General features: G+C 66.3%; 16 protein-coding genes and 3 tRNA genes. 11 read left to right on the top strand and 8 right to left on the bottom strand.

From position 1 onward, the window contains the following. Nucleotides 1–201: 201 nt before the first annotated feature. Both ACZ5YA_RS31780 and scpB read right to left on the bottom strand, forming a co-directional pair. The gene (locus tag ACZ5YA_RS31780; protein WP_464091713.1) at nucleotides 202–1989 is read right to left on the bottom strand and encodes a pseudouridine synthase; all 1788 of its coding nucleotides are present in this window, start codon (nucleotides 1987–1989) and stop codon (nucleotides 202–204) included. A gap of 35 nt (nucleotides 1990–2024) precedes the next feature. Beyond that, a complete protein-coding gene (scpB, locus tag ACZ5YA_RS31775; protein ID WP_464091712.1) occupies nucleotides 2025–3272 on the bottom strand; it encodes an SMC-Scp complex subunit ScpB in 1248 nt (415 codons plus the stop codon). Between the two features lie 62 nt (nucleotides 3273–3334). Here scpB and ACZ5YA_RS31770 point away from each other — a divergent pair. Further along, nucleotides 3335–3411, top strand: a tRNA-Met gene (locus ACZ5YA_RS31770). Between the two features lie 651 nt (nucleotides 3412–4062). Here the strand turns inward: ACZ5YA_RS31770 and ACZ5YA_RS31765 are convergent. From ACZ5YA_RS31765 to ACZ5YA_RS31755, 3 genes are all read right to left on the bottom strand, one after another. After that, a complete protein-coding gene (locus ACZ5YA_RS31765; RefSeq protein WP_251877233.1) occupies nucleotides 4063–4968 on the bottom strand; it encodes a LysR family transcriptional regulator in 906 nt (301 codons plus the stop codon). Between the two features lie 121 nt (nucleotides 4969–5089). After that, nucleotides 5090–6088 carry a CobW family GTP-binding protein gene (locus ACZ5YA_RS31760; RefSeq protein WP_464091711.1) on the bottom strand — a complete coding sequence of 333 codons (999 nt, stop codon included), beginning with the start codon at nucleotides 6086–6088 and terminating at the stop codon, nucleotides 5090–5092. Nucleotides 6089–6166: 78 nt separating this feature from the next. Continuing rightward, nucleotides 6167–6242 (bottom strand) — tRNA-Asn (locus tag ACZ5YA_RS31755). A 214-nt stretch (nucleotides 6243–6456) separates the two neighbouring features. On the opposite strand from ACZ5YA_RS31755, the gene ACZ5YA_RS31750 reads away from it, so the two are divergent. The 4 genes from ACZ5YA_RS31750 (at nucleotide 6457) to ACZ5YA_RS31735 (ending at nucleotide 10162) form a co-directional block, all read left to right on the top strand. Beyond that, a tRNA-Thr gene (locus ACZ5YA_RS31750) sits at nucleotides 6457–6532 on the top strand. Between the two features lie 138 nt (nucleotides 6533–6670). Then, the gene (locus ACZ5YA_RS31745) at nucleotides 6671–7330 is read left to right on the top strand and encodes a response regulator (protein WP_059379341.1); all 660 of its coding nucleotides are present in this window, start codon (nucleotides 6671–6673) and stop codon (nucleotides 7328–7330) included. Beyond that, the gene (locus tag ACZ5YA_RS31740; protein ID WP_280014684.1) at nucleotides 7327–8655 is read left to right on the top strand and encodes an ATP-binding protein; all 1329 of its coding nucleotides are present in this window, start codon (nucleotides 7327–7329) and stop codon (nucleotides 8653–8655) included. Before ACZ5YA_RS31745 ends, ACZ5YA_RS31740 begins: the two co-directional genes overlap by 4 nt. Before the next feature lie 64 nt (nucleotides 8656–8719). Beyond that, the gene (locus ACZ5YA_RS31735; RefSeq protein ID WP_464091710.1) at nucleotides 8720–10162 is read left to right on the top strand and encodes a DegQ family serine endoprotease; all 1443 of its coding nucleotides are present in this window, start codon (nucleotides 8720–8722) and stop codon (nucleotides 10160–10162) included. A gap of 23 nt (nucleotides 10163–10185) precedes the next feature. On the opposite strand, the gene maiA is transcribed toward ACZ5YA_RS31735, so the two are convergent. Genes maiA through ACZ5YA_RS31720 form a run of 3 tightly spaced genes read right to left on the bottom strand, consistent with a single transcriptional unit; the run spans nucleotide 10186 to nucleotide 12339 of the window. Further along, a complete protein-coding gene (gene maiA / locus ACZ5YA_RS31730) occupies nucleotides 10186–10830 on the bottom strand; it encodes a maleylacetoacetate isomerase (protein ID WP_054450982.1) in 645 nt (214 codons plus the stop codon). Between the two features lie 55 nt (nucleotides 10831–10885). Then, nucleotides 10886–11863, bottom strand: a complete 978-nt coding sequence (gene ispH, locus ACZ5YA_RS31725) for a 4-hydroxy-3-methylbut-2-enyl diphosphate reductase (protein ID WP_118934220.1) — start codon at nucleotides 11861–11863, stop codon at nucleotides 10886–10888. Further along, entirely contained in the window at nucleotides 11863–12339 is a 477-nt protein-coding gene (locus ACZ5YA_RS31720) for an FKBP-type peptidyl-prolyl cis-trans isomerase (protein ID WP_118934218.1), read from the bottom strand. Before ACZ5YA_RS31720 ends, ispH begins: the two co-directional genes overlap by 1 nt. A gap of 50 nt (nucleotides 12340–12389) precedes the next feature. On the opposite strand from ACZ5YA_RS31720, the gene radC reads away from it, so the two are divergent. The 6 genes from radC to ACZ5YA_RS31690 all read left to right on the top strand — a co-directional run bounded on the left by radC (nucleotide 12390) and on the right by ACZ5YA_RS31690 (nucleotide 18584). Beyond that, a complete protein-coding gene (gene radC / locus ACZ5YA_RS31715) occupies nucleotides 12390–13067 on the top strand; it encodes a RadC family protein (RefSeq protein ID WP_059379290.1) in 678 nt (225 codons plus the stop codon). Between the two features lie 85 nt (nucleotides 13068–13152). Continuing rightward, nucleotides 13153–13779 (top strand): arylformamidase, encoded by a 627-nt coding sequence (kynB, locus tag ACZ5YA_RS31710; protein ID WP_059379291.1) that lies wholly within the window; start codon nucleotides 13153–13155, stop codon nucleotides 13777–13779. Nucleotides 13780–13958: 179 nt separating this feature from the next. Then, nucleotides 13959–14807: a tryptophan 2,3-dioxygenase gene (gene kynA, locus ACZ5YA_RS31705; RefSeq protein WP_054450977.1), complete on the top strand. Its 849-nt coding sequence runs from the start codon at nucleotides 13959–13961 to the stop codon at nucleotides 14805–14807. Between the two features lie 259 nt (nucleotides 14808–15066). Next, on the top strand, nucleotides 15067–15333 hold the full coding sequence (locus tag ACZ5YA_RS31700) for a type B 50S ribosomal protein L31 (RefSeq protein WP_054450976.1): 267 nt from the start codon (nucleotides 15067–15069) through the stop codon (nucleotides 15331–15333). Between the two features lie 123 nt (nucleotides 15334–15456). Then, nucleotides 15457–17187, top strand: a complete 1731-nt coding sequence (locus ACZ5YA_RS31695) for an ArnT family glycosyltransferase (protein WP_251877241.1) — start codon at nucleotides 15457–15459, stop codon at nucleotides 17185–17187. Then, the gene (locus ACZ5YA_RS31690; protein ID WP_464091709.1) at nucleotides 17184–18584 is read left to right on the top strand and encodes an MATE family efflux transporter; all 1401 of its coding nucleotides are present in this window, start codon (nucleotides 17184–17186) and stop codon (nucleotides 18582–18584) included. The genes ACZ5YA_RS31695 and ACZ5YA_RS31690 overlap by 4 nt, the downstream gene beginning before the upstream one ends. The last annotated feature ends 108 nt before the right edge of the window (nucleotides 18585–18692 follow it).

Genomic DNA, 18692 nt, shown 5'->3' with positions numbered 1-18692 from the left:
CCGATGCAAACTGCCAGGCTCTCGCCGCCCCCTGTATTTGCGTGCTTTTTCCTTGCGGGCACGCAAAAGACAACGGCGCGAAGCCATGAAAACCATTGATTTTACCAGATAAACTGGAAAAACGCCTGATTCGTCGCGGGCTTACGCTTATGCGGGACATATCCCGCGCGGCGGCGCGTCCGGCGCGCCGCCCGCGGACCTTCAGCGCCCCTGACGACCGCGCCCGCCCATCACACCGAGACGGGATTCGTGCGCCGAAGCGCCGCGCGGCTGCCAATCATCGCCACGCGGAGACGACGAGGCATTGCGGGGTGCGCGCGGCTTGCCGCCAGCGTTCGGCCCCTTATTGCCGCCGGCGCCGCCCGACTTATTGCCGCTACGGCCGCCACCAGCGCCTGCCGGCTTGCCGCCGCGACCGCTATTGCCACGCGCGCCGGCAGGCTTGCCGCCAGCCGGCCGACGACCGCCGGCCGGCGCTTCCGCGACGTTGCCGGCACCAGCCTCGACCGACATGGCATTGCCAGGCTGACCGCCTGCCGCAGCCGCGCGCGGACCGCGCGGCTTGCCGCCGGACTTGCCGCCAGGCTTGCCCCCGCCCTGCTTGCCGCCAGCCTTGCCGCCGCCCGTTCCCGTTGCGGAACGGCCGCCGCCAGGCTTGCCGCCCTTGCGGTTGCCGCCAGCGCCCTCTCCCGACAGGGGGTGGCCATTGGCGTAACCGCCAGCAATCATCAAGCCCGTGCCAAAAGGATCCGACGGACACGCGGCCGCCTGGCCTGCGCTGCCCAAGCGGCCGCCTTGCAGCTTGCCGCGGCGGCCGATGCGCGCGCCGTTCATGCCGTTGCGGTCCATGGTGCCGAAACCCGGGGGCAGCGCGCTGTCATGAGATTGCGGCTGCTTGGAGCGGCGGCGGTTGCCGCCGGATTCGTCGTCGTCGCGCACCAGGCCCAACTGGACCATCAAGGCGGAGACCAGGGAAGAATCCAACTCTTCCCAGCGGCCGCGGCGCAACGTACGCGGCAGGACCACGTCGCCAAAACGGGTGCGGATCAGCCGGCTGACCGTGACGCCCACGGCCTCGAACATGCGGCGGACCTCACGATTGCGGCCTTCCTGCAGCGTGACGCGATACCAGCGGTTGCTGCCGTCGCCGCCCAGGTAGTCCAAGGCGCCGAAGGCAGCCATGCCGTCGTCCAGCTCGATGCCGTCGACCAGCGACTGGCGCTGGGCCTCGTCCATCTCGCCCAGCACACGCACCGCGTACTCGCGCTCCGTGCCGTAGCGCGGATGCATGATGCGGTTGGCCATGTCGCCGGAGGTCGTGAAGATCAACAGGCCTTCAGTATTCAGGTCCAGGCGGCCGACCGACAGCCATTTACCCGTGCGCAGCTTGGGCAGACGGGCAAAAACGCTTGCGCGGCCACCCGGGTCGTCGTGGCTGACGATCTCGCCGGCGGGCTTGTGATACAGGATCACGCGCGGCGGCTTTTTCGTGTTGACGCGCATGATGGGCTTGCCGTTGACGCGCACCTGGTCATTGGGTGCCACGCGCTGGCCGATATGGGCCGGCTCGCCATTGACCGACACGCGGCCCGCGACGATCAGTTCTTCCATTTCGCGGCGCGAACCGATGCCGGCGTCCGCCAGCACCTTGTGCAGCTTGGGCATGACCGAATCGCTGTTCAGGTACTTGCCCAGACGCTGCTCCATGCGGTCAGCGGTTTCCAGGTACGACAGCGCCTGCTCGGCTTCCTGCTCGGTGCCGCGCGATTCCTGCGGCTCGGCCTGCGGGGCGGCGGCCGCCGCGGGCTGCGCCTCGCCGGCCGGCGCCTGCTCGGCGGCGGTATCGCCGCGGCGGCGGCGGAACGGCGTTCTCAGCTTGCGGCCCCTGCCGCGGGCTCCCGTCTCGCCTTCAGCCGCCGGCTCACGCGCGGCGGATTCCGGCTGGCCGTTGGAAACGGCATCATCCGAACGGGGATTGTCGTCCTGCATTGCTGTATTCGTTGTCACTGGGACAGCTCCGAATTTCAAACTTGGGTGGGCCTGCCTGCGGCAGGCTCGTCATCATCTGGGGACGCCGGCTCTCGATCGGTCTCGGGCCGCTCGAAGCCTGCCTCGTCCGATTCCGGAGAGGCGGCATCCGGGCCAGGCCGAACAGGATCGGCAAGACCGGAAGCGGGCTCATGCCCGGCGGCGTCAGGCGCCGCGGTATCGGTCTCGTCAATCGGGTCGGTCGGTTCCGCGTGTTTTGCGTTCTCGACGTTTTCCTTTGCAGCGCCGGCTTCTGGGGCATCGGCGGCCATATCGGAAATGTCGTTGTCAGCCGTATCGTCGGGAAAACCGGACGTGGCTGACGTATTGGACAAGCCTTCGGCTTGCTCCCGGACGGTGGATTCGTCGGCGGGATCCGCGCCTTCTTCTGTGCGCGAAAGCATGGATTCTACGCTATCGACGGGAGCGATGGGTATATCCTGTTCCGAAACAAACAATTCCGCAACCGGAATACTGCTTTCGGACGCGTCGGGCTCGCCTGCCGTGGCCGCAGGTTCGCCCTCGGGACGAGCCTCGGCTTCGCCGCCAGCCCCGCCCTCGGCACTTATCTCACCTTCGGCACCTTGCTCGACCTCGGCAATGGCTTGGTCGGCTGCCTCGGCGCCCTCGGCAGACGCATCAGCCTCTGCGGCGGGCGCTTCCCCACCCAGCACCTGCTGCACTTCGCCCAGGTCCAACCCGGCGAGCGCCGCAGCGGCCTGCGCGGATTCCAGCGCCGGCAATTCGTCCAGGGCGCGCAGGCCCAGGTCATCGAGAAACTGGCGTGTCGTGCCGAACAGCGCCGGACGGCCCGGCGCGTCGCGGTGGCCGATGACCTCGATCCAACCGCGGTCTTCCAGCGCCTTCACGATCTGCGAAGACACGGTGACGCCGCGGATATCCTCGATGTCGCCGCGCGTCACCGGTTGGCGCCAGGCCACGATGGCCAGCGTCTCCATCACGGCGCGCGAGTACTTGGGCGGCTTTTCCGGATTGAGGCGCTCAAGGTAGCGCTGCATGCGCGGACGGCTCTGAAAGCGCCATCCGGTGGCCAACTGCACCAGCTCCAGCCCGCCGTCGGCCCAATTGGCCTGCAGCGTTTCCAGAAGCGTGCGCAATGCGCTGTTGTCGAATTGTTCATCGTCCCCGAACAGCTTGCGCATATCGGACAGTTGCATCGGCTGCGCCGCGCAAAGCAGCGCGGTTTCCAACACGAGTATTGCCTCGCTATCGTTCATCGACATTCAAATTCAAAAAGGGCTAACTTGCGCTAGGTTGAAAATAAGGCTACTATTCATTTCTCAGACGCGGGGTGGAGCAGTCTGGCAGCTCGTCGGGCTCATAACCCGAAGGTCGTAGGTTCAAATCCTGCCCCCGCAACCAAATTGATTCAGGCCTGGCGATTTCGCCGGGCCTTTTTCATTTGCGGCGCCGGAAAAAATCAGCGAGTCCGGCAAACCCGACCGCACCAGCGCGCGCGGCGCGCCAGCACAGACACCCGCCGCCGCGCCGGCAGCCTCGGCGGCTCGCCAGCAACAGACAGCATTGGTTTGCGTAGTTCTCACGGGATTCCTGTGTTTACCGCCATGCGCCCCGGGTAGAGGTACCCTGGACATGTGCCGAAACGACCGCGCCAATCGGGATTGAGCGGGATGCCTGCCGCGCCTGGCGCAGCAAACACTCAAGCAAATTCTGGAAAAGCCGGCACAAATCGCCAGCCAGCCCGCGGAGCACGCCGGCAACCCGGCGCCGCTTTCCCGCGGCAATCGATATCAAGGACCTGAATCATCGAGGCTCGGGCGCCACGGACAGACCGCCGCACCCCACAAACCCGATATGTTTCCCCTGGCGCACGCGAAAAACCGGTTCCGCGATGCCGCGGCTCACCCGAGCCGCAACCACGATTCTTGGATGTTTTCTAACTACACACAGCAGGCATCCGCCGACCGCGCCCAACATATTCAAGCAGTTGTTTCATTATACCGCCATATACCCCACCCTCAAGCCCGCACGGCGCCTTGCGCGGCGCAAAAACTACGGAGCAGGCTTGTCCCATGGCGTGGACTCCAGGCGGCTCACGAGGAAATCCAGCATGGATCTCAAGATCAGGGGCATCTGGCGACGCGAGACATAAACGCCGTAAATACCCAACTCCTGGGGCTTGCTTTGGGTCAGGATGGCCCGCAGGCGGCCCGATGCGATGTCGTCCGCGGCATAGTAGGTCGGCAACATCGCAATGCCCGCGCCCTCCAGCGCCGCGCGCGCCAACACCGAGACCTCGTTCGCGCTGATATTGCCACTGACGGGCACATCCACCGGCTCGCCATCGCGCTCGAAACGCCACAGACTCTTGCCGAAATACGAATGGGTCAGACAGTTGCGCAAGGACAGGTCTTCGATGCGCGCCGGCACGCCTTCGCGCTGCAGATACTCGGGCGAGGCGCACACCACCGAGCGGCAGACCGCCAGCTTGCGGGCAATCAGGTTGGGATCCAGGTCGTTGGTGATGCGTACAGCCAGATCCACGCGCTCTTCCACCAGGTTGACGGCGCGATCCACCAGCATCAGGTCGACCGAGGTGCCCGGATGCAGCTTGACGTAGTCGGTAATGGCGCTGGCCAGATGGCGCGAGCCGAACGACATGCTGGTGGTGATGCGCAGCAGGCCGCGGGGCGTATCGTCCGGGGTCGATACCGCATTGCGCAGATCCCCCACCATGTCCAGCATCTGCCGGCAGCGCGGCAGCGTTTCGGCGCCGGCGGGCGTCAGGCTCAGACGCCGCGTCGTGCGATGCAACAGGCGCACCCCCACCCACTGCTCCATTTCCGCGAGATAGCGCGACACCATGGCGCGCGACATGTCCAGATGAATCGCCGCCGCCGACAGGCTGCCCCTGTCAGCGACTTCCACGAATACCTGCATGGCTTTCAAACGATCCATGATTGTCTCGATTCTTGCACCAGACCGCTCCGGTTATACCGTATTTCGGCGCAACATCGACACCATAATCGAGACCGCCGCCCGCGAACCCTGACCGGGCCAGACGTTCAGACGCAGGCGTTCAAGAGGTCGGCTGCCCGAGCGCGACACCCAGGGCAGCACGGACCTCGCCCGCCTCAAGCCCCCGCAAGATGCAGACCAGCCGCGACACCCGCCCCTCGTCCGGCCATCGCTCCAGCTGATTGATCGGATAGAGCTCGCCATGCACGCCATGCACCTCGCACGGCAGCGCCTCGCCCTCGAAGCACACCAGCCCCTTCACGCGCAGCAAGCCCTGCCCATAGCGCTCCAGGACCCGCGACATGCCGGCAAGAAACGCCGCCCGTCCGACGGGAGCGGCCAGTACCAGCGAGAAACTGCCCACATCCCCATGAACGGCGCTCCGCGGCTGCGCGAAGGGCCGCAACCAATTCGCCAGAGCGACGCCATCGCGCCTGGCCTGCAGATCGAGACCCGCGCGCAGCGGATCCGCAAGCGGCGCATCGGGCCATTGCACGCAGCGCCGCGCCCCTGGATTGATCGCGACCACCGCCTGCTCCAGAAGATCCAGACTCGCCGCGTCCGCCAGATCGGGCTTGCTGAACACCACGACATCCGCCAGGGCCAGTTGCCGCAACGCTTCGGGCTGCCGTTCCAATTGGTCCGATCCGCCGCGCGCGTCCGCCAGGACGATCGCGCCCCGGTACGCATAGCGCTCGGCGAGGAAGCGGTCGTGCTTGAGGGTGAACAGGATGGGCGCGGGATCGGCCAAGCCGCTGGTTTCGATGATCACGCGACGAAAGGGCTTGATCTTGCGGCTGAGCGCCAACATGAATAACTCGCGCAAGGCTTCGACCACCGCGCCGCTGACGACGCAGCACAGGCAGCCGCCCTCGATCAGGACGATGTTGTCGCGGGCCTGGCGCACCAGGTGATGGTCGACGCCCACCTCGCCGTATTCGTTGACGATGACAACGCTATCGGCGTACGAGGGATCCCGCAGCAACCGGTTGAGCAGCGACGTCTTGCCGCTGCCCAGGAAACCGGAGATCACCGTCACGCCTATGCGCTTGTCGTCCATACCCGATCTTCCATGCAAGCCATTCCGATGAAGAAAACCAAAAGGGCCATTCACTTGCGTGAATGGCCCTGAATTCTTTGGCTCCCCGAGCTGGGCTCGAACCAGCGACCTGCGGATTAACAGTCCGTCGCTCTACCGACTGAGCTATCGGGGAACTGCTAAGAAATGAGATTATGAACTAAAAATTCGAACTGTGCAAATCGCTGATTTTTTCGTCTGTTTTGCCTGCTTGGTTTCCCATCGCAAAAAAACTCTGATATGATCTCGGTCTTTCCAGATCGGACCCCATAAACCGGGTGACGGACCGGAAAAAAACAAAGATGTTTTGCTTGCGGTTCTTACAAGAGAAGAGCGGAGCAAATGGTCTTGCCGGCATAGCTCAGTTGGTAGAGCAGCGCATTCGTAATGCGAAGGTCGTAGGTTCGACTCCTATTGCCGGCACCAGATTCCAAAAAGCAGCCCTCTCGGGCTGCTTTTTTCATTTCCGCGCCGGTTCGCGCACCACCCTTCCCCCGCTCCGCCCGGGAACTCCCGCCCGCCGCCATGCGTCCAACCTGCTGGACCATCCTGGCGGACATCACCATGCGCATCCTTCTAGTCGAAGACGACCTCATGATAGGCGAGAGCGTGCTGGACTGCCTGCGCGCCGAGCACTACGCCGTAGACTGGGTCAAGGACGGCAATGCCGCGGAACTCGCGCTGCGCACCGATACCTACGACCTCATACTCCTGGACCTGGGCCTGCCCAAGCGCGACGGCCTGTCGCTGCTGCGCGATCTGCGCACGCGCAAGGACCGCACGCCGGTGCTGATCGCCACCGCCCGCGACGCGGTGAGCGACCGGATCGCGGGACTGGACGCCGGCGCCGACGACTACGTGGTCAAACCCTACGACGTGGATGAACTGCTGGCCCGCATGCGCGCCCTGATCCGCCGCAGCGCGGGGCGCGCGGAACCGGTGTTCGAGCACGAGGGCATCACCATCGACCCCCAGTCGCACGCCGCCATGGTGGACGGCGCCCCGGTCACGCTGACCGCGCGCGAATGGGCGGTGCTGGAACCGCTGATCGCGCGCCCGGGCATGATTTTTTCGCGCGCCCAGCTGGAAGAAAAGCTGTACAGCTGGAAAGACGGCATCAGCAGCAACGCGGTTGAGGTTTATATTCATGGCCTGCGCAAGAAACTGGGTCAGAACCTGATCCAGAACGTCAGAGGCGTCGGCTATGTCATCCCCAAAACATGAGCATTCCGCTTAGCTACTCACTGAGAGCCAGGCTGCTTTTCTTCCTGTTGGCCGCCATCATGGTCGGCGCGCTGGTGCAAGGCGTCATCGCCTACCGCAGCACCCTGGCGCAGGCCGACGATATCTTCGACTCGCTGCTGCAGCGCACCGCCCTGTCGCTGGGCACGGGCGACGGACTGCTCAGCACAGGCCCGGCGCACGCGCGCGGCGCGGGATCGCCCGTGGCGGACGACCTGATCATCCAGATCTGGACACCCGACGGCGTGCGCGTCTTCAATTCCCGATCCCGCCGGCCGTTGCCGGACCAGATCATCCTCGGCTTCTCCGACGCGAAGATGGAGGGCAGCACCTATCGCGTGTATTCGCTGGCCACGCCCTTCCAGGTCATCCAGGTGGCGCAGGACATGGCCGTGCGCACCAGCATGGCGCGCGCGCTGGCGCTGCGCACCATCGCCCCCATCGCCGCAGCAGCCCCCTTGCTCATGCTGATCGTCTGGTGCGTGGTCAGTTGGTCGCTACGGCCGGTAAAGCGCGCACGCTCCCAGGTTGCGGCGCGCCAGCCCGAAGACCTGTCGCCCGTCAGCGTGGAGGGCCTGCCCGATGAGATCCGGCCGCTGGTGCTGGAACTGAACCTGCTGCTGGAGCGCATGCGCGGCGCCTTCGCGCAGCAGAAACAGTTCGTCGGCGATGCGGCGCACGAACTGCGTTCGCCCCTGACGGCGCTGCGCCTGCAGTTGCAGGCCCTGCAACGCGCGGGCGATGCGGATGCGCGCCGGCTTGCCGAACAACGGCTGGCCGCGGGCATCGACCGCGCCACGCGCCTGGTGGAGCAACTGCTCTCCCTGGCGCGCCACGAAAGCGCGGCGGAACAGGCGCCCGCCGAAGCCGTGGACCTGGCCGACGTGCTGCGCCAGGCGCTCTCTGAAATGCTGCCCCAGGCCAACGCCAAGTCACTCGGCATCGATCTGGACGGCGCGCCGCAAGCCTGGGTGCAGGGACACCGCGACGCACTGACGCTGCTGGTCCGCAATCTGCTCGACAACGCGATCAAATACACGCCCGCCGGCAAGCGCATCCACCTCCATCTGGAACAGACTTCCGCTGAAGCCGCCCTGCTGATCGACGACGAAGGCCCGGGTATCGCCCCTGAAGAACGCGAGCGCGTGTTCGACCGCTTTTACCGCGTCGAAGGCAATGCGCAGCACGGCAGCGGCCTGGGGCTGGCGATCGCGCGCAGCATCGCCGACCAGCACGGCGCCGCCATAGAACTGCAGGACACGCCGGCTGGCTCAGGCCTGCGCGTGAAGGTGGTTTTTCCGACTTAAGGCTCGCCTAAGTGTCAGGCCCGAAGATAGCGCCATGTCCTTCAACATGAACGCAGGAGCCGACATGAAGACCACCCAAATGAAACCCTCGCGCCTGGTGCTGGCGCTGCTGGCTGCCGGCGCCATAGGCGGCGCGGGCGCAACCGCCTTCACCGGCGGCGTTTCGATGGCGGCCAGCGCGCCGGCCATCACCTCCTCCATCCAAACGCCCGGCACGTCCAGCCCGCCGAATTTCGCGCAGATCACGCGCGACTTCGGCCCGGCCGTGGTGAACATCAGCGTCAGCGGCACGCGCAAGGTGTCGGCCGACGAAGGCGACCCCTTCGCCCAGTTCTTCGGCCAGATTCCCGGCGCGCGCGGCCAGCGGCCTGCGCGTGAAGTACCCATGCGCGGCGAAGGCTCCGGCTTCATCGTCAGCGCCGACGGCATCATCCTGACCAATGCGCACGTGGTCCAGGACGCCAAGGAAGTCACGGTCAAGCTGACCGACCGCCGCGAATACAAGGCCAAGGTGCTGGGCTCGGATCCCCAGACCGACGTGGCCGTCCTCAAGATCGACGCCAAGAACCTGCCGGTGGTGAAGGTGGGCGACGTCAACCAGCTGCAGGTGGGCGAATGGGTGCTGGCCATCGGCTCGCCCTACGGCCTGGAAAACACGGCCACTGCCGGCATCGTCAGCGCCAAGGGCCGCTCGCTGCCCGACGACACCTCGGTGCCTTTCATCCAGACGGACGTGGCGGTCAACCCCGGCAACTCGGGCGGCCCGCTGTTCAACGACCGCGGCGAAGTCGTGGGCATCAATTCCCAGATCTACAGCCGCACCGGCGGATTCCAGGGCCTGTCGTTCTCGATCCCGATCGATGTGGCCTACAAGATCAAGGACCAGATCCTGGAACACGGCAAGGTGCAGCACGCCAGGCTGGGCGTGACGGTGCAGGAAGTGAACCAGGACCTGGCCAACTCCTTCAAGCTGGATACGCCCTCGGGCGCGCTGGTTTCCAGCGTAGAGAAAGGCAGCGCCGCCGACAAGGCCGGCCTGCAGCCCGGCGACGTGGTGCGCAAGATCGACGGCAAGACCATCGTGTCCTCGGGCGACCTGGCCTCCACCATCACGCTGGCCACGCCGGGCGAGAAGATCAAGCTGGACGTCTGGCGCAACGGCTCGCAGAAGGAGTTGGTCGCCACCCTGGGCGGCGTGCCCAAGGACAAGACGCAGGCCTCGGCGGGCGACCAGGAGGTGCAGCGCGGTCAGCTCGGCCTGGCGCTGCGGCCGTTGAGTCCGCAGGAGCAGCAGGCGGCGGGCACCGAGGGCTTGCTGATCGAACGCTCGATCGGACCGGCCGCCAAGGCCGGGATCGAACCGGGAGACGTGCTGCTGTCCCTGAACGGCGTGCCGGTGCACAACGTCGCGCAGGTGAAGGACGCGCTGTCCAAGGCGGGCAAGACGGTCGCCCTGCTGGTGCAGCGCGGCGAAGACAAGATCTTCGTGCCGGTGCAGATCGGCTGAGCCGGTCCACACCCGGCTAGGCGCTACTCCGCGTCGGGCTGCTTGCCCGGCGCGGCCGCGTCGAATGCCGGCAACGCACGGCAGGCGGCATCGATGCGCACGACGTTGGGCATGGCCGACAGGTCGCAGTCGAAACGCTGGGCGTTCGCCACCTGAGGCACCAGGCACAGGTCGGCGATCGTGGGCGTATCGCCGTGGCAGAAGAGGCCGGTGGCGGAAGAACCCGCCAGTTGCGCCTCCAGGGCTTCCAGGCCCTGATGCACCCAGTGCTTGTACCAGGCGGTCTTGGCCGCCTCGTCCACGCCCAGGGTGTGCTTCAGGTACTTCAGCACGCGCAGGTTGTTCAAGGGATGCGTGTCGCAGGCAATGCCCAGCGCCAGGTCGCGCACCCGCGCGCGGCCGACCGCGTCCGCCGGCAGCAACGGCACTTCGGGATGCGTTTCTTCCAGGTATTCGATGATGGCCAGCGATTGGCCGATGACGGCGTCGCCATCGACGAGCGTGGGCACCAGCGCGGTCGGATTCACCTTGCGGTAATCCGCCGACAGTTGCTGGCCGCCGTCCTTCAGCAGATGCACGGGCAGGTATTCGTAGGGCAAGCCCTTCAGGTTCAGGGCGATGCGCACGCGGTACGCGGCCGAGCTGCGAAAGTAGCTGTACAACTGCATGAAGTCTCCTTGATTTTCTGTTGCGGCGCCGCGCATGCGCGCGGCGTCCGTCTGCTTATTCCAGCGATTCCGTCTGCGCCGACTTGCGGGACAGGCCCTTGGGCAGCGGGAACGCCACATTCTCTTCCAGGCCGGGCATGGTGCGTACCGAGACCGCGCCCAATTCCTTGACGCGGTCGATCACCTGCTGCACCAGGATCTCGGGCGCGGACGCGCCCGCGGTCACGCCGATGCGCTTGCGGCCCACCAGCCAGGCAGGGTCGATCGATTGTGCGCCGTCGATCAGATAGGAAGCGACGCCCTTGCGTTCAGCCACTTCGCGCAGCCGGTTGGAGTTGGAACTGTTGGGACTGCCCACCACCAGCACCAGGTCGCAATCCGGCGCCATCACCTTGACCGCGTCCTGGCGGTTCTGGGTGGCGTAGCAGATATCGCTTTTCTTGGGCTCGACGATATTGGGGAAGCGCTCTTTCAACGCCCGCGACACGGCCGCCGCGTCGTCCACCGACAAGGTGGTCTGCGTGACGTAGGCCAGGTTCTCGGGATCGGTCACTTGCAGGCCGGCGACGTCCTCGACGGTCTCGACCAGGTACATGCCGCCCTGGGCCTGGCCCAGCGTGCCTTCGACCTCGGGATGGCCCTTGTGGCCAATCATGATGATCTCGCGGCCGGCGGCGCGCATGCGGGCCACCTCGATGTGGACCTTGGTGACCAGCGGGCAGGTGGCGTCGAACACGCGCAGCCCGCGGGCTTCGGCTTCGGCCCGCACCGCCTTGGACACGCCGTGCGCCGAAAACACCACGATGGCGCCGGCAGGCGCGTCGTCCAGCTCGTCGATGAAGATGGCGCCCTTGGCGCGCAAGTCTTCCACCACGTAGCGGTTATGGACGATTTCGTGGCGCACATAGATGGGCGCGCCGTGCAGTTCAAGCGCGCGCTCGACGATGTCGATGGCGCGATCCACGCCGGCACAGAAGCCGCGCGGCTGCGCCAGCAGGACTTCGGCGTCGGCGGCGGTGACAACCTGGCTCATCAGAGGACTCCCAAGAGCGCCACGTCGACCCGCAAGCTGATGCCCGCGAGCGGGTGGTTGAAATCGAACAGGGCCGATTCGTCGTTGATTTCCTTCAGGACGCCCGAATAGCGGCCGCCATTGGGCGCGGTGAATTCCACCAGGTCGCCCGGCTCGAAGGCGGCGTCGGCGCCGGCATGCTCGGCCAGCATGGCGCGCGTGACGCGCTGGATCAGTTCGGGGTTGCGTTCGCCGTAGGCATTGGCGGGTTCCACCGTGACGCTGAAGCGCTCGCCTTCAGCGCGGCCGACCAGCGCGGCTTCCAGCCCGGGCGCCCATTGGCCGCTACCCATCTGCAGCGTGCCGGGACGGCCGTCGAAGGTATCGGCGAACACGGAATCCTTGCCCGGTCCCGAGGCCAGCGTGATGCGGTAGTGCAGCGTCAGGTAGGAATCCGGACGGACCAAAACGTTCACTTCATTAGAGGCGATGCTCAAGATCTGCCACCGTATATGCAATTGAATAAACCTTGATTTTAGAGCCTCTTATGAAATTGTCCGACCGGCTGCCCAAACACGAGCGTCCCAGGGAGCGACTGCTGCGCCACGGCGCCGCCGCGCTCCAGGACTCGGAACTGCTGGCCATCGCCCTGCGCACCGGCGTTCCCGGCCTGGACGTGGTGGAATTGGGCAACCGGCTGCTGGCCAGATTCGGCGGCCTGCGGGGCCTCCTGGGCACGACGCCCGAGGAGCTGACCGCGGTTCCCGGCCTGGGAACCGCCAAGGCGTGCATGCTGGCCGCCCTGCTGGAACTGGCCCGCCGCGCCATCGAGGAAGACCTGGCCCGCAACAGCAACCTGGATCACCCGCTGCAGGTAAAACAATATTGCAAGATGGCGCTGGGGCACCGCCAGGTGGAACACTGCATTGCGCTCTACCTGGACAACCGCCTGCGCCTGATCGCCACGGGCGAACTGGCGCGCGGCACCCTGTCCCAGGCATCGGTCTATCCCCGCGAGGTCGTGCGCGAAGCCCTGCGCCACCACGCGGCGGCCCTGATCATCGCCCACAACCATCCGTCCGGCCTGGCCGAGCCCAGCGCCGCGGACCGCGGATTCACCCAGCACCTGAAGCAGGCGCTCGCCCTGGTGGACATCCGGCTGGTGGACCACCTGATCGTGGCCGCCGGCACCGTCGTGTCCATGGCCGAACTCGGCGGCCTTTAGGGGCTGCGGCCGGCGCCCGAATTCGTTAGACTAGCGCCCGCAATTGTTTTAGGCTTAACGCATCTCTCGACCCACCCCGCCTGACATGAAACGCTTGTGGGACATCTCCCCGCCCGTCTCCACGGCGTCGCCAGTCTTTCCTGGCGACACGCCGTACCGCCAGCAATGGAAATGGTCGCTTGCGCCCGGCTGCCCGGTCAACGTCAGCGAAATCACCATGTCGCCGCACATCGGCGCGCATGCTGACGCGCCCCTGCATTACCAGAACGGCGCCGCCGCCATCGGCGCGGTGTCCCTCGAACCGTTCCTCGGGCCCTGCCGCGTCATCCACGCCGTCGACTGCGGCCCCCTCATCACGGTGGACCACCTGGCCCATGCGGCCTTGAACCTGCCGCCCCGCGTGCTGGTCCGCACCGCCAAGCACGCCGCGCAGGACTGGTGGACCGACGATTTCTCCGCTTACGCGCCCCAGACCATCGAATGGCTGGCCGAACGCGGCGTCATGCTGATCGGCCTGGATACGGCCAGCATCGACCCCGCCTCCAGCAAGACCCTGGACAGCCACCACACGATCTTGCGGCACGACATGCGGGTACTGGAGAACCTGGTGCTCGACGATGTGCCGGAAGGCGATTACGAGTTGATCGCACTGCCGTTGGCGCTGGTCCAGGCCGATGCCAGCCCGGTTCGCGCCGTCTTGCGCGAACTGTAGGCTGGTCCGCTGGCCATGGCGGCCGATCCGAAGTCGGCCGCCGGTTCTGGAAGCACGACCATGAAAGACCATTCCGATTTGCATGCGGCGCTTGCCTGCGTCCGCCCCCACGCGCCCTCGTGGCGCGCCCTGCCCGCCTCGGCCCGCCGCGCCGCCCCGCCCTGCAAGGGAGGCCGCGCATGAGCCACTCCGAACGCCCCGAGGACATCGTCCGCCAGGAAAAAGCGCAGCTGGATTTCACGCGCGACATGACCTACGGCGATTACCTGCATCTGGACGAACTGCTGGGCGCGCAGCATCCGCTGTCGCCCGAGCACAACGAGATGCTTTTCATCATCCAGCATCAGACCAGCGAACTCTGGATGAAGCTGATGCTGCACGAACTGCGCGCCGCCATCGCCAACGTGGCCGCCGACCGGCTGCAGCCCGCCTTCAAGATGCTGGCCCGCGTCAGCAAGATCATGGAACAGCTGGTCCATGCCTGGGACGTGCTGGCGACCATGACGCCGCCCGAGTATTCGGCGCTGCGCCCCTATCTGGCGCGTTCCAGCGGATTCCAGAGCTATCAGTACCGCCAGGTCGAATTCCTGCTGGGCAACAAGAACGCGGCCATGCTCAAGCCGCACGCGCACCGCGAGGACCTGCTGGCCCAGGTGCGCAGCGCCTATGAAGCCCCATCGCTGTACGACGAGGCGCTGCGGCTGCTGGCGCGCCACGGCCTGGACGTGCCGGCCGACCACCTCGAGCGCGACTGGACCCAGCCCTACCAATCGTCGGCTGGCGTGGAAGCCGCCTGGCTGACGGTCTACCGCCAGCCCGACCGCTACTGGGACCTGTACCAGCTGGGAGAAAAGCTGACCGACCTGGAAGACGCGTTCCGCCTGTGGCGCTTCCGCCACGTCACCACGGTCGAACGGGTCATCGGCTTCAAGCGCGGCACCGGCGGCACGTCGGGGGTGGATTACCTGAGGCGCATGCTGGAAGTGGTGCTGTTCCCCGAGATCTGGAAGCTGCGCACGGATCTCTAAGCGCCGAAACAATCCGACCCCAATTTCTGGCAAGGACCGCCCGCTACGCGGCGAGTCCTTTCCTCTTGGCCTGGCCAAAATTCCCATGCTAGAATTTGGGGTTACTTTTTGGATACGTGGCTGGAACAGTCGACGAGTATCCGGCCGCTGGGCAAACCCGATCCGCATGTCGACGGGTTCGCCAGGCTGGCGGGACACCGGACACCCGGCTGGCGACCCTAACAACTTGCAAGGCTCGACCGAGCCCTAGGAAAGCACCATGAAAGAAGGCATTCACCCCGAATACCGCGAAGTCGTCTTCGCCGACCTGCAAACGGGCAACAAGTTCATCACCCGTTCGACCGTCCAAACGCGCGAAAGCATCGAACTGGATGGCAAGACGTACCCGCTCTTCAAGTGCGACGTGACCTCCGAATCGCATCCGTTCTACACGGGCGCCCAGACGCGTATCGTCGAAACCGGCCGCGTGGAAAAATTCCGCGCCCGCTTCGCCCGCACCGCAGGCACGGTCAAGTCCGCTTCCTGATCTGTCGCTCCCCCGGGAGCCGCAGCGAAAAGGCAGCCTCCGGGCTGCTTTTTTTTCTCCCTGGCCGTCCGATTCTGACGCTGGGTACTAGCGCAACCAGACCACTCGGTTACATTAACGCCCGTGTCCCCACTTTCCATTTCCACTCCGGCCCGGCTCACGTCCGTGGCCACCGCGAAACTGCCCAGACTGATACTGCTGGGCTTGTCGCTGGCCTATATCGTGGCCGGCCTGTTCATGCGCGACCCGTGGAAAACAGACGATGCCGTGGGGCTGGCGACCATGATCACGGCGATCCGCGAAGGCGGCATCACCTGGCTGCTGCCGCAGGTGGGACATCTGGCGCACGCCGAGGAAGGCCCCCTGATCACCTGGGTGGGCGCGATCTGCATCTGGCTGTTCGGCCCCTTCATCGGCGACATCACCGCCGGCCGCCTGCCCAATCTGCTGTGGTTCGGCATCACCGCCACCAGCGTCTGGTACGGCACCTATCTGCTGGGCCGACGCGCCGAGGCGCAACCGCTGGCCCTGCCCTTCGGCGGCGAACCCGAGCCGCGCGACTACGGACGCATGCTGGCGGACGCCGCGCTGCTGTTGTTGCTGGCCACGGTCGGCATCCTGCAGCGCACCCACGAAACCACCGTCGTGCCCGCCATCATGGCGTGGCAGGCGCTTGCCTTCTATTCGCTGGCGCGCAGCATAGACCGGCCGTTCACCGGCAGCACCACTCTGGGCATCGCCCTGGCGGCCAGTTTCCTGACCCGCGGCTGGGTCGGCGCCATCCCCATCATGGTGGGCGCGGCCCTGGCGTTCTATCCGCGCAGCCGGCTGTGGAAATGCCGCCGCTGGCTGCTGTGGGCCGCGCTGCTGGCCGCCGTTCTGATCCTGGCCTGGTGGATACCCGCCAGCCAAAGCAGCGAGTACTGGATCCGCAACTGGAAGATCTGGAACCTGTCGTCCTTCACCGTGCCGCCCTGGCATGACATCGGGCGCACCCTGCGCGATCTGCCCTGGTACCTGTGGCCGACCTGGCCGCTGGCCCTGCTGGCCATCTGGCGCTGGCGCGCCTGGCTCTATGCGCCGCACATCTGGCTGCCCCTGGCCCTGCTGGTGTGCTCGGCGGTCGTGCTGTTCGGCTTGGAAGAAGCTTCCGATTCCGAATATGTGCTGCTGGCCGTGCCCTGCGCGGTGCTGGGCGCGTTCTCGCTGCCCACGCTGCGCCGCGGCGTGGTCAACACGCTGGACTGGTTCGCCGTCATGTGCTTTTCGCTGACGGCCACCACGGTCTGGCTGGGCTGGGTCGCCCTGCACTTCGGCTGGCCGGCGCAAATTTCCCGCAATATCGCCCGCCAGACCACCGGCTACGAACCCGAGATCTCCTGGGTGGCGTTCGCGCTGGCCGTGGGCTTCACCGTGGGCTGGATCGCGCTGGTGGTGTGGCGGCTGCGGGTGCGGCCGCAGGCGTTGTGGCGCGGCACGGTGCTGTCGGCCGGCGGCCTGACCGTGACCTGGATCCTGCTGGTGCTGTTGTGGCAACCGGCCGTGGACTACGCCCGCAGCTACCGCACCGTGTCGGGCCAGCTGGCCCATGCGCTGAAAGAGAACGCGCGCGCCGGCGAGTGCGTGCGCGGGCTGAGCCTGGGCAGCGGGCAGCGCGCCTCGTTCCTGATCTTCGATAACCTGACGTTCACGTTCGACTCCAAGTGCACGCTGGTGCTGCAGCAGACCAGCAATCAGAGCTTGCGCGACAACACCGCCGCTTACAGCGACGGCGCCGAGGTGCTGTGGCAAGGCGGCCGGCGCGCCGACCGCCAGGAAGTCTTCCGCCTGCTGCGAGTCGGCGCCCCCCGATGACGCCCGCTCCCGCCGCGCCGATGAGTTTCGGCGCCACCCTGCGCGGCATCGCCAGGCAGGCCTGGCCGGTGCTGGTCAGCCAGTGGGCCGGCATCTCCTTCGGCGTGCTCGACACCGCCATGACCGGCCATTCCAGCGCCGCCGACCTGGCGGCAATGGCGCTGTCCGCGTCGATCTACATCACTATCTTTGTCGGACTGATGGGCGTGGCGCACGCCCTGATTCCCATCCTGGCCCAGCACTTCGGCGCAGGCAACAACCTCGAGGTCGGCCGCAGCTGGGGCCAGGGCGTCTGGCTGGCGCTGGGCTTGTCCGTGGTGGGCGCCGTGCTGATGCTGTTCCCAAACATGTGGCTGTCCATGTCCGGCGAGGTCGCTCCCGGCGTGCGCGAACGCATCGGCTCGTATCTGCAGGCCCTGGTGCTGGCCCTGCCCGCCGCGCTGGTGTTCCGCACCATCTACGCGCTGGGCACGTCGGTCTCGCGGCCCAAGCTGGTCATGGCGATCAACCTGACGGCCATTGGCTTCAAGGCCTTCTTCAACTGGCTGTTCATCTACGGCAAGCTGGGATTGCCCGCCATGGGCGCCACCGGCGCCGGACTGGCCACCGCCGTGGTGTCGTGGATGAGCCTGGGCCTCGGCTTGTGGGTCATCACCCACGACCGCTACTACCGCCGCTTCAAGCTGCACGTCGGCAAGCCCGACTGGAAGACGCTCAAGGAGCTGCTGCGCCTGGGCATCCCCATGGGCGGCTCCTATCTGGTCGAAGTGTCGGCCTTCACTTTCATGGCCCTGCTGGTGGCGCGCGAAGGCACTTACGTGACCGGCGGCCATCAGATCATGTCGAACCTGGCCGCGCTCTGCTACATGATGCCCATGGCGCTGGGCGTGGCCACGGCGGCCCTGACCGCGCAGGCCATCGGCGCGGGCAACCTCGCCCATGCACACCGCACCGGCATGGCCGGCCTGACGCTGGGCATACTGGGCGCGCTGTTGACGGCGGCGGTGCTGCTGGCCGGCCGCCCGCTGATCCTGGCCGCCTACACCGACAACCCCGAGGTGGCCGCGGTGGCGACCACGCTGCTGGCCGTCCTGCCCCTGTTCCACCTGTTCGACTCGATGCAGTGCATCAACTCCTACCTGCTGCGCGCCTACAAGGTCGCGGTGGTGCCGCTGCTGCTGCAAGTGGTGGCGCTGGCGGGCGTGGGCCTGGTCGGCGGCTGGTGGTTCGGCTTCGGCCCGGGCCGCGGCGGCCTGGACGGCGTGCGCGCCATCCTGGTCCCTGGATCTCCCCAGGGCGCCGGCAGCATGTGGCTGATGGCCATGGTCGGCCTGGGACTGTCGGCGGCCTTGCTGCACTACTGGTACCGGCGCATCGTGCGTGGGACGATCAAGTAAAAAAAGCAGCCTTACGGCTGCTTTTTTTTGACTGCTACCTACAAGAAGCAGCCGCCCCGCCGACGAGCCGCCCCCTCGGGGGCAGTTAGCCCGCGTAAGCGGGCGCGG

The sequence above is a fragment of the Achromobacter sp. JCM 18799 genome (genome assembly GCF_055395645.1).
This window is presented reverse-complemented; position numbering and strand designations above follow the sequence as displayed.

Excerpts from the sequence above, each read along its gene's own strand:
- ACZ5YA_RS31780 (WP_464091713.1), bottom strand. The coding sequence starts at position 1,989 with ATGCAGGACGACAATCCCCGTTCGGATGATGCCGTTTCCAACGGCCAG.
- scpB (WP_464091712.1), bottom strand. The coding sequence starts at position 3,272 with ATGTCGATGAACGATAGCGAGGCAATACTCGTGTTGGAAACCGCGCTG.
- ACZ5YA_RS31765 (WP_251877233.1), bottom strand. The coding sequence starts at position 4,968 with ATGGATCGTTTGAAAGCCATGCAGGTATTCGTGGAAGTCGCTGACAGG.
- ACZ5YA_RS31760 (WP_464091711.1), bottom strand. The coding sequence starts at position 6,088 with ATGGACGACAAGCGCATAGGCGTGACGGTGATCTCCGGTTTCCTGGGC.
- ACZ5YA_RS31745 (WP_059379341.1), top strand. The coding sequence starts at position 6,671 with ATGCGCATCCTTCTAGTCGAAGACGACCTCATGATAGGCGAGAGCGTG.
- ACZ5YA_RS31740 (WP_280014684.1), top strand. The coding sequence starts at position 7,327 with ATGAGCATTCCGCTTAGCTACTCACTGAGAGCCAGGCTGCTTTTCTTC.
- ACZ5YA_RS31735 (WP_464091710.1), top strand. The coding sequence starts at position 8,720 with ATGAAGACCACCCAAATGAAACCCTCGCGCCTGGTGCTGGCGCTGCTG.
- maiA (WP_054450982.1), bottom strand. The coding sequence starts at position 10,830 with ATGCAGTTGTACAGCTACTTTCGCAGCTCGGCCGCGTACCGCGTGCGC.
- ispH (WP_118934220.1), bottom strand. The coding sequence starts at position 11,863 with ATGAGCCAGGTTGTCACCGCCGCCGACGCCGAAGTCCTGCTGGCGCAG.
- radC (WP_059379290.1), top strand. The coding sequence starts at position 12,390 with ATGAAATTGTCCGACCGGCTGCCCAAACACGAGCGTCCCAGGGAGCGA.
- kynB (WP_059379291.1), top strand. The coding sequence starts at position 13,153 with ATGAAACGCTTGTGGGACATCTCCCCGCCCGTCTCCACGGCGTCGCCA.
- kynA (WP_054450977.1), top strand. The coding sequence starts at position 13,959 with ATGAGCCACTCCGAACGCCCCGAGGACATCGTCCGCCAGGAAAAAGCG.
- ACZ5YA_RS31700 (WP_054450976.1), top strand. The coding sequence starts at position 15,067 with ATGAAAGAAGGCATTCACCCCGAATACCGCGAAGTCGTCTTCGCCGAC.
- ACZ5YA_RS31690 (WP_464091709.1), top strand. The coding sequence starts at position 17,184 with ATGACGCCCGCTCCCGCCGCGCCGATGAGTTTCGGCGCCACCCTGCGC.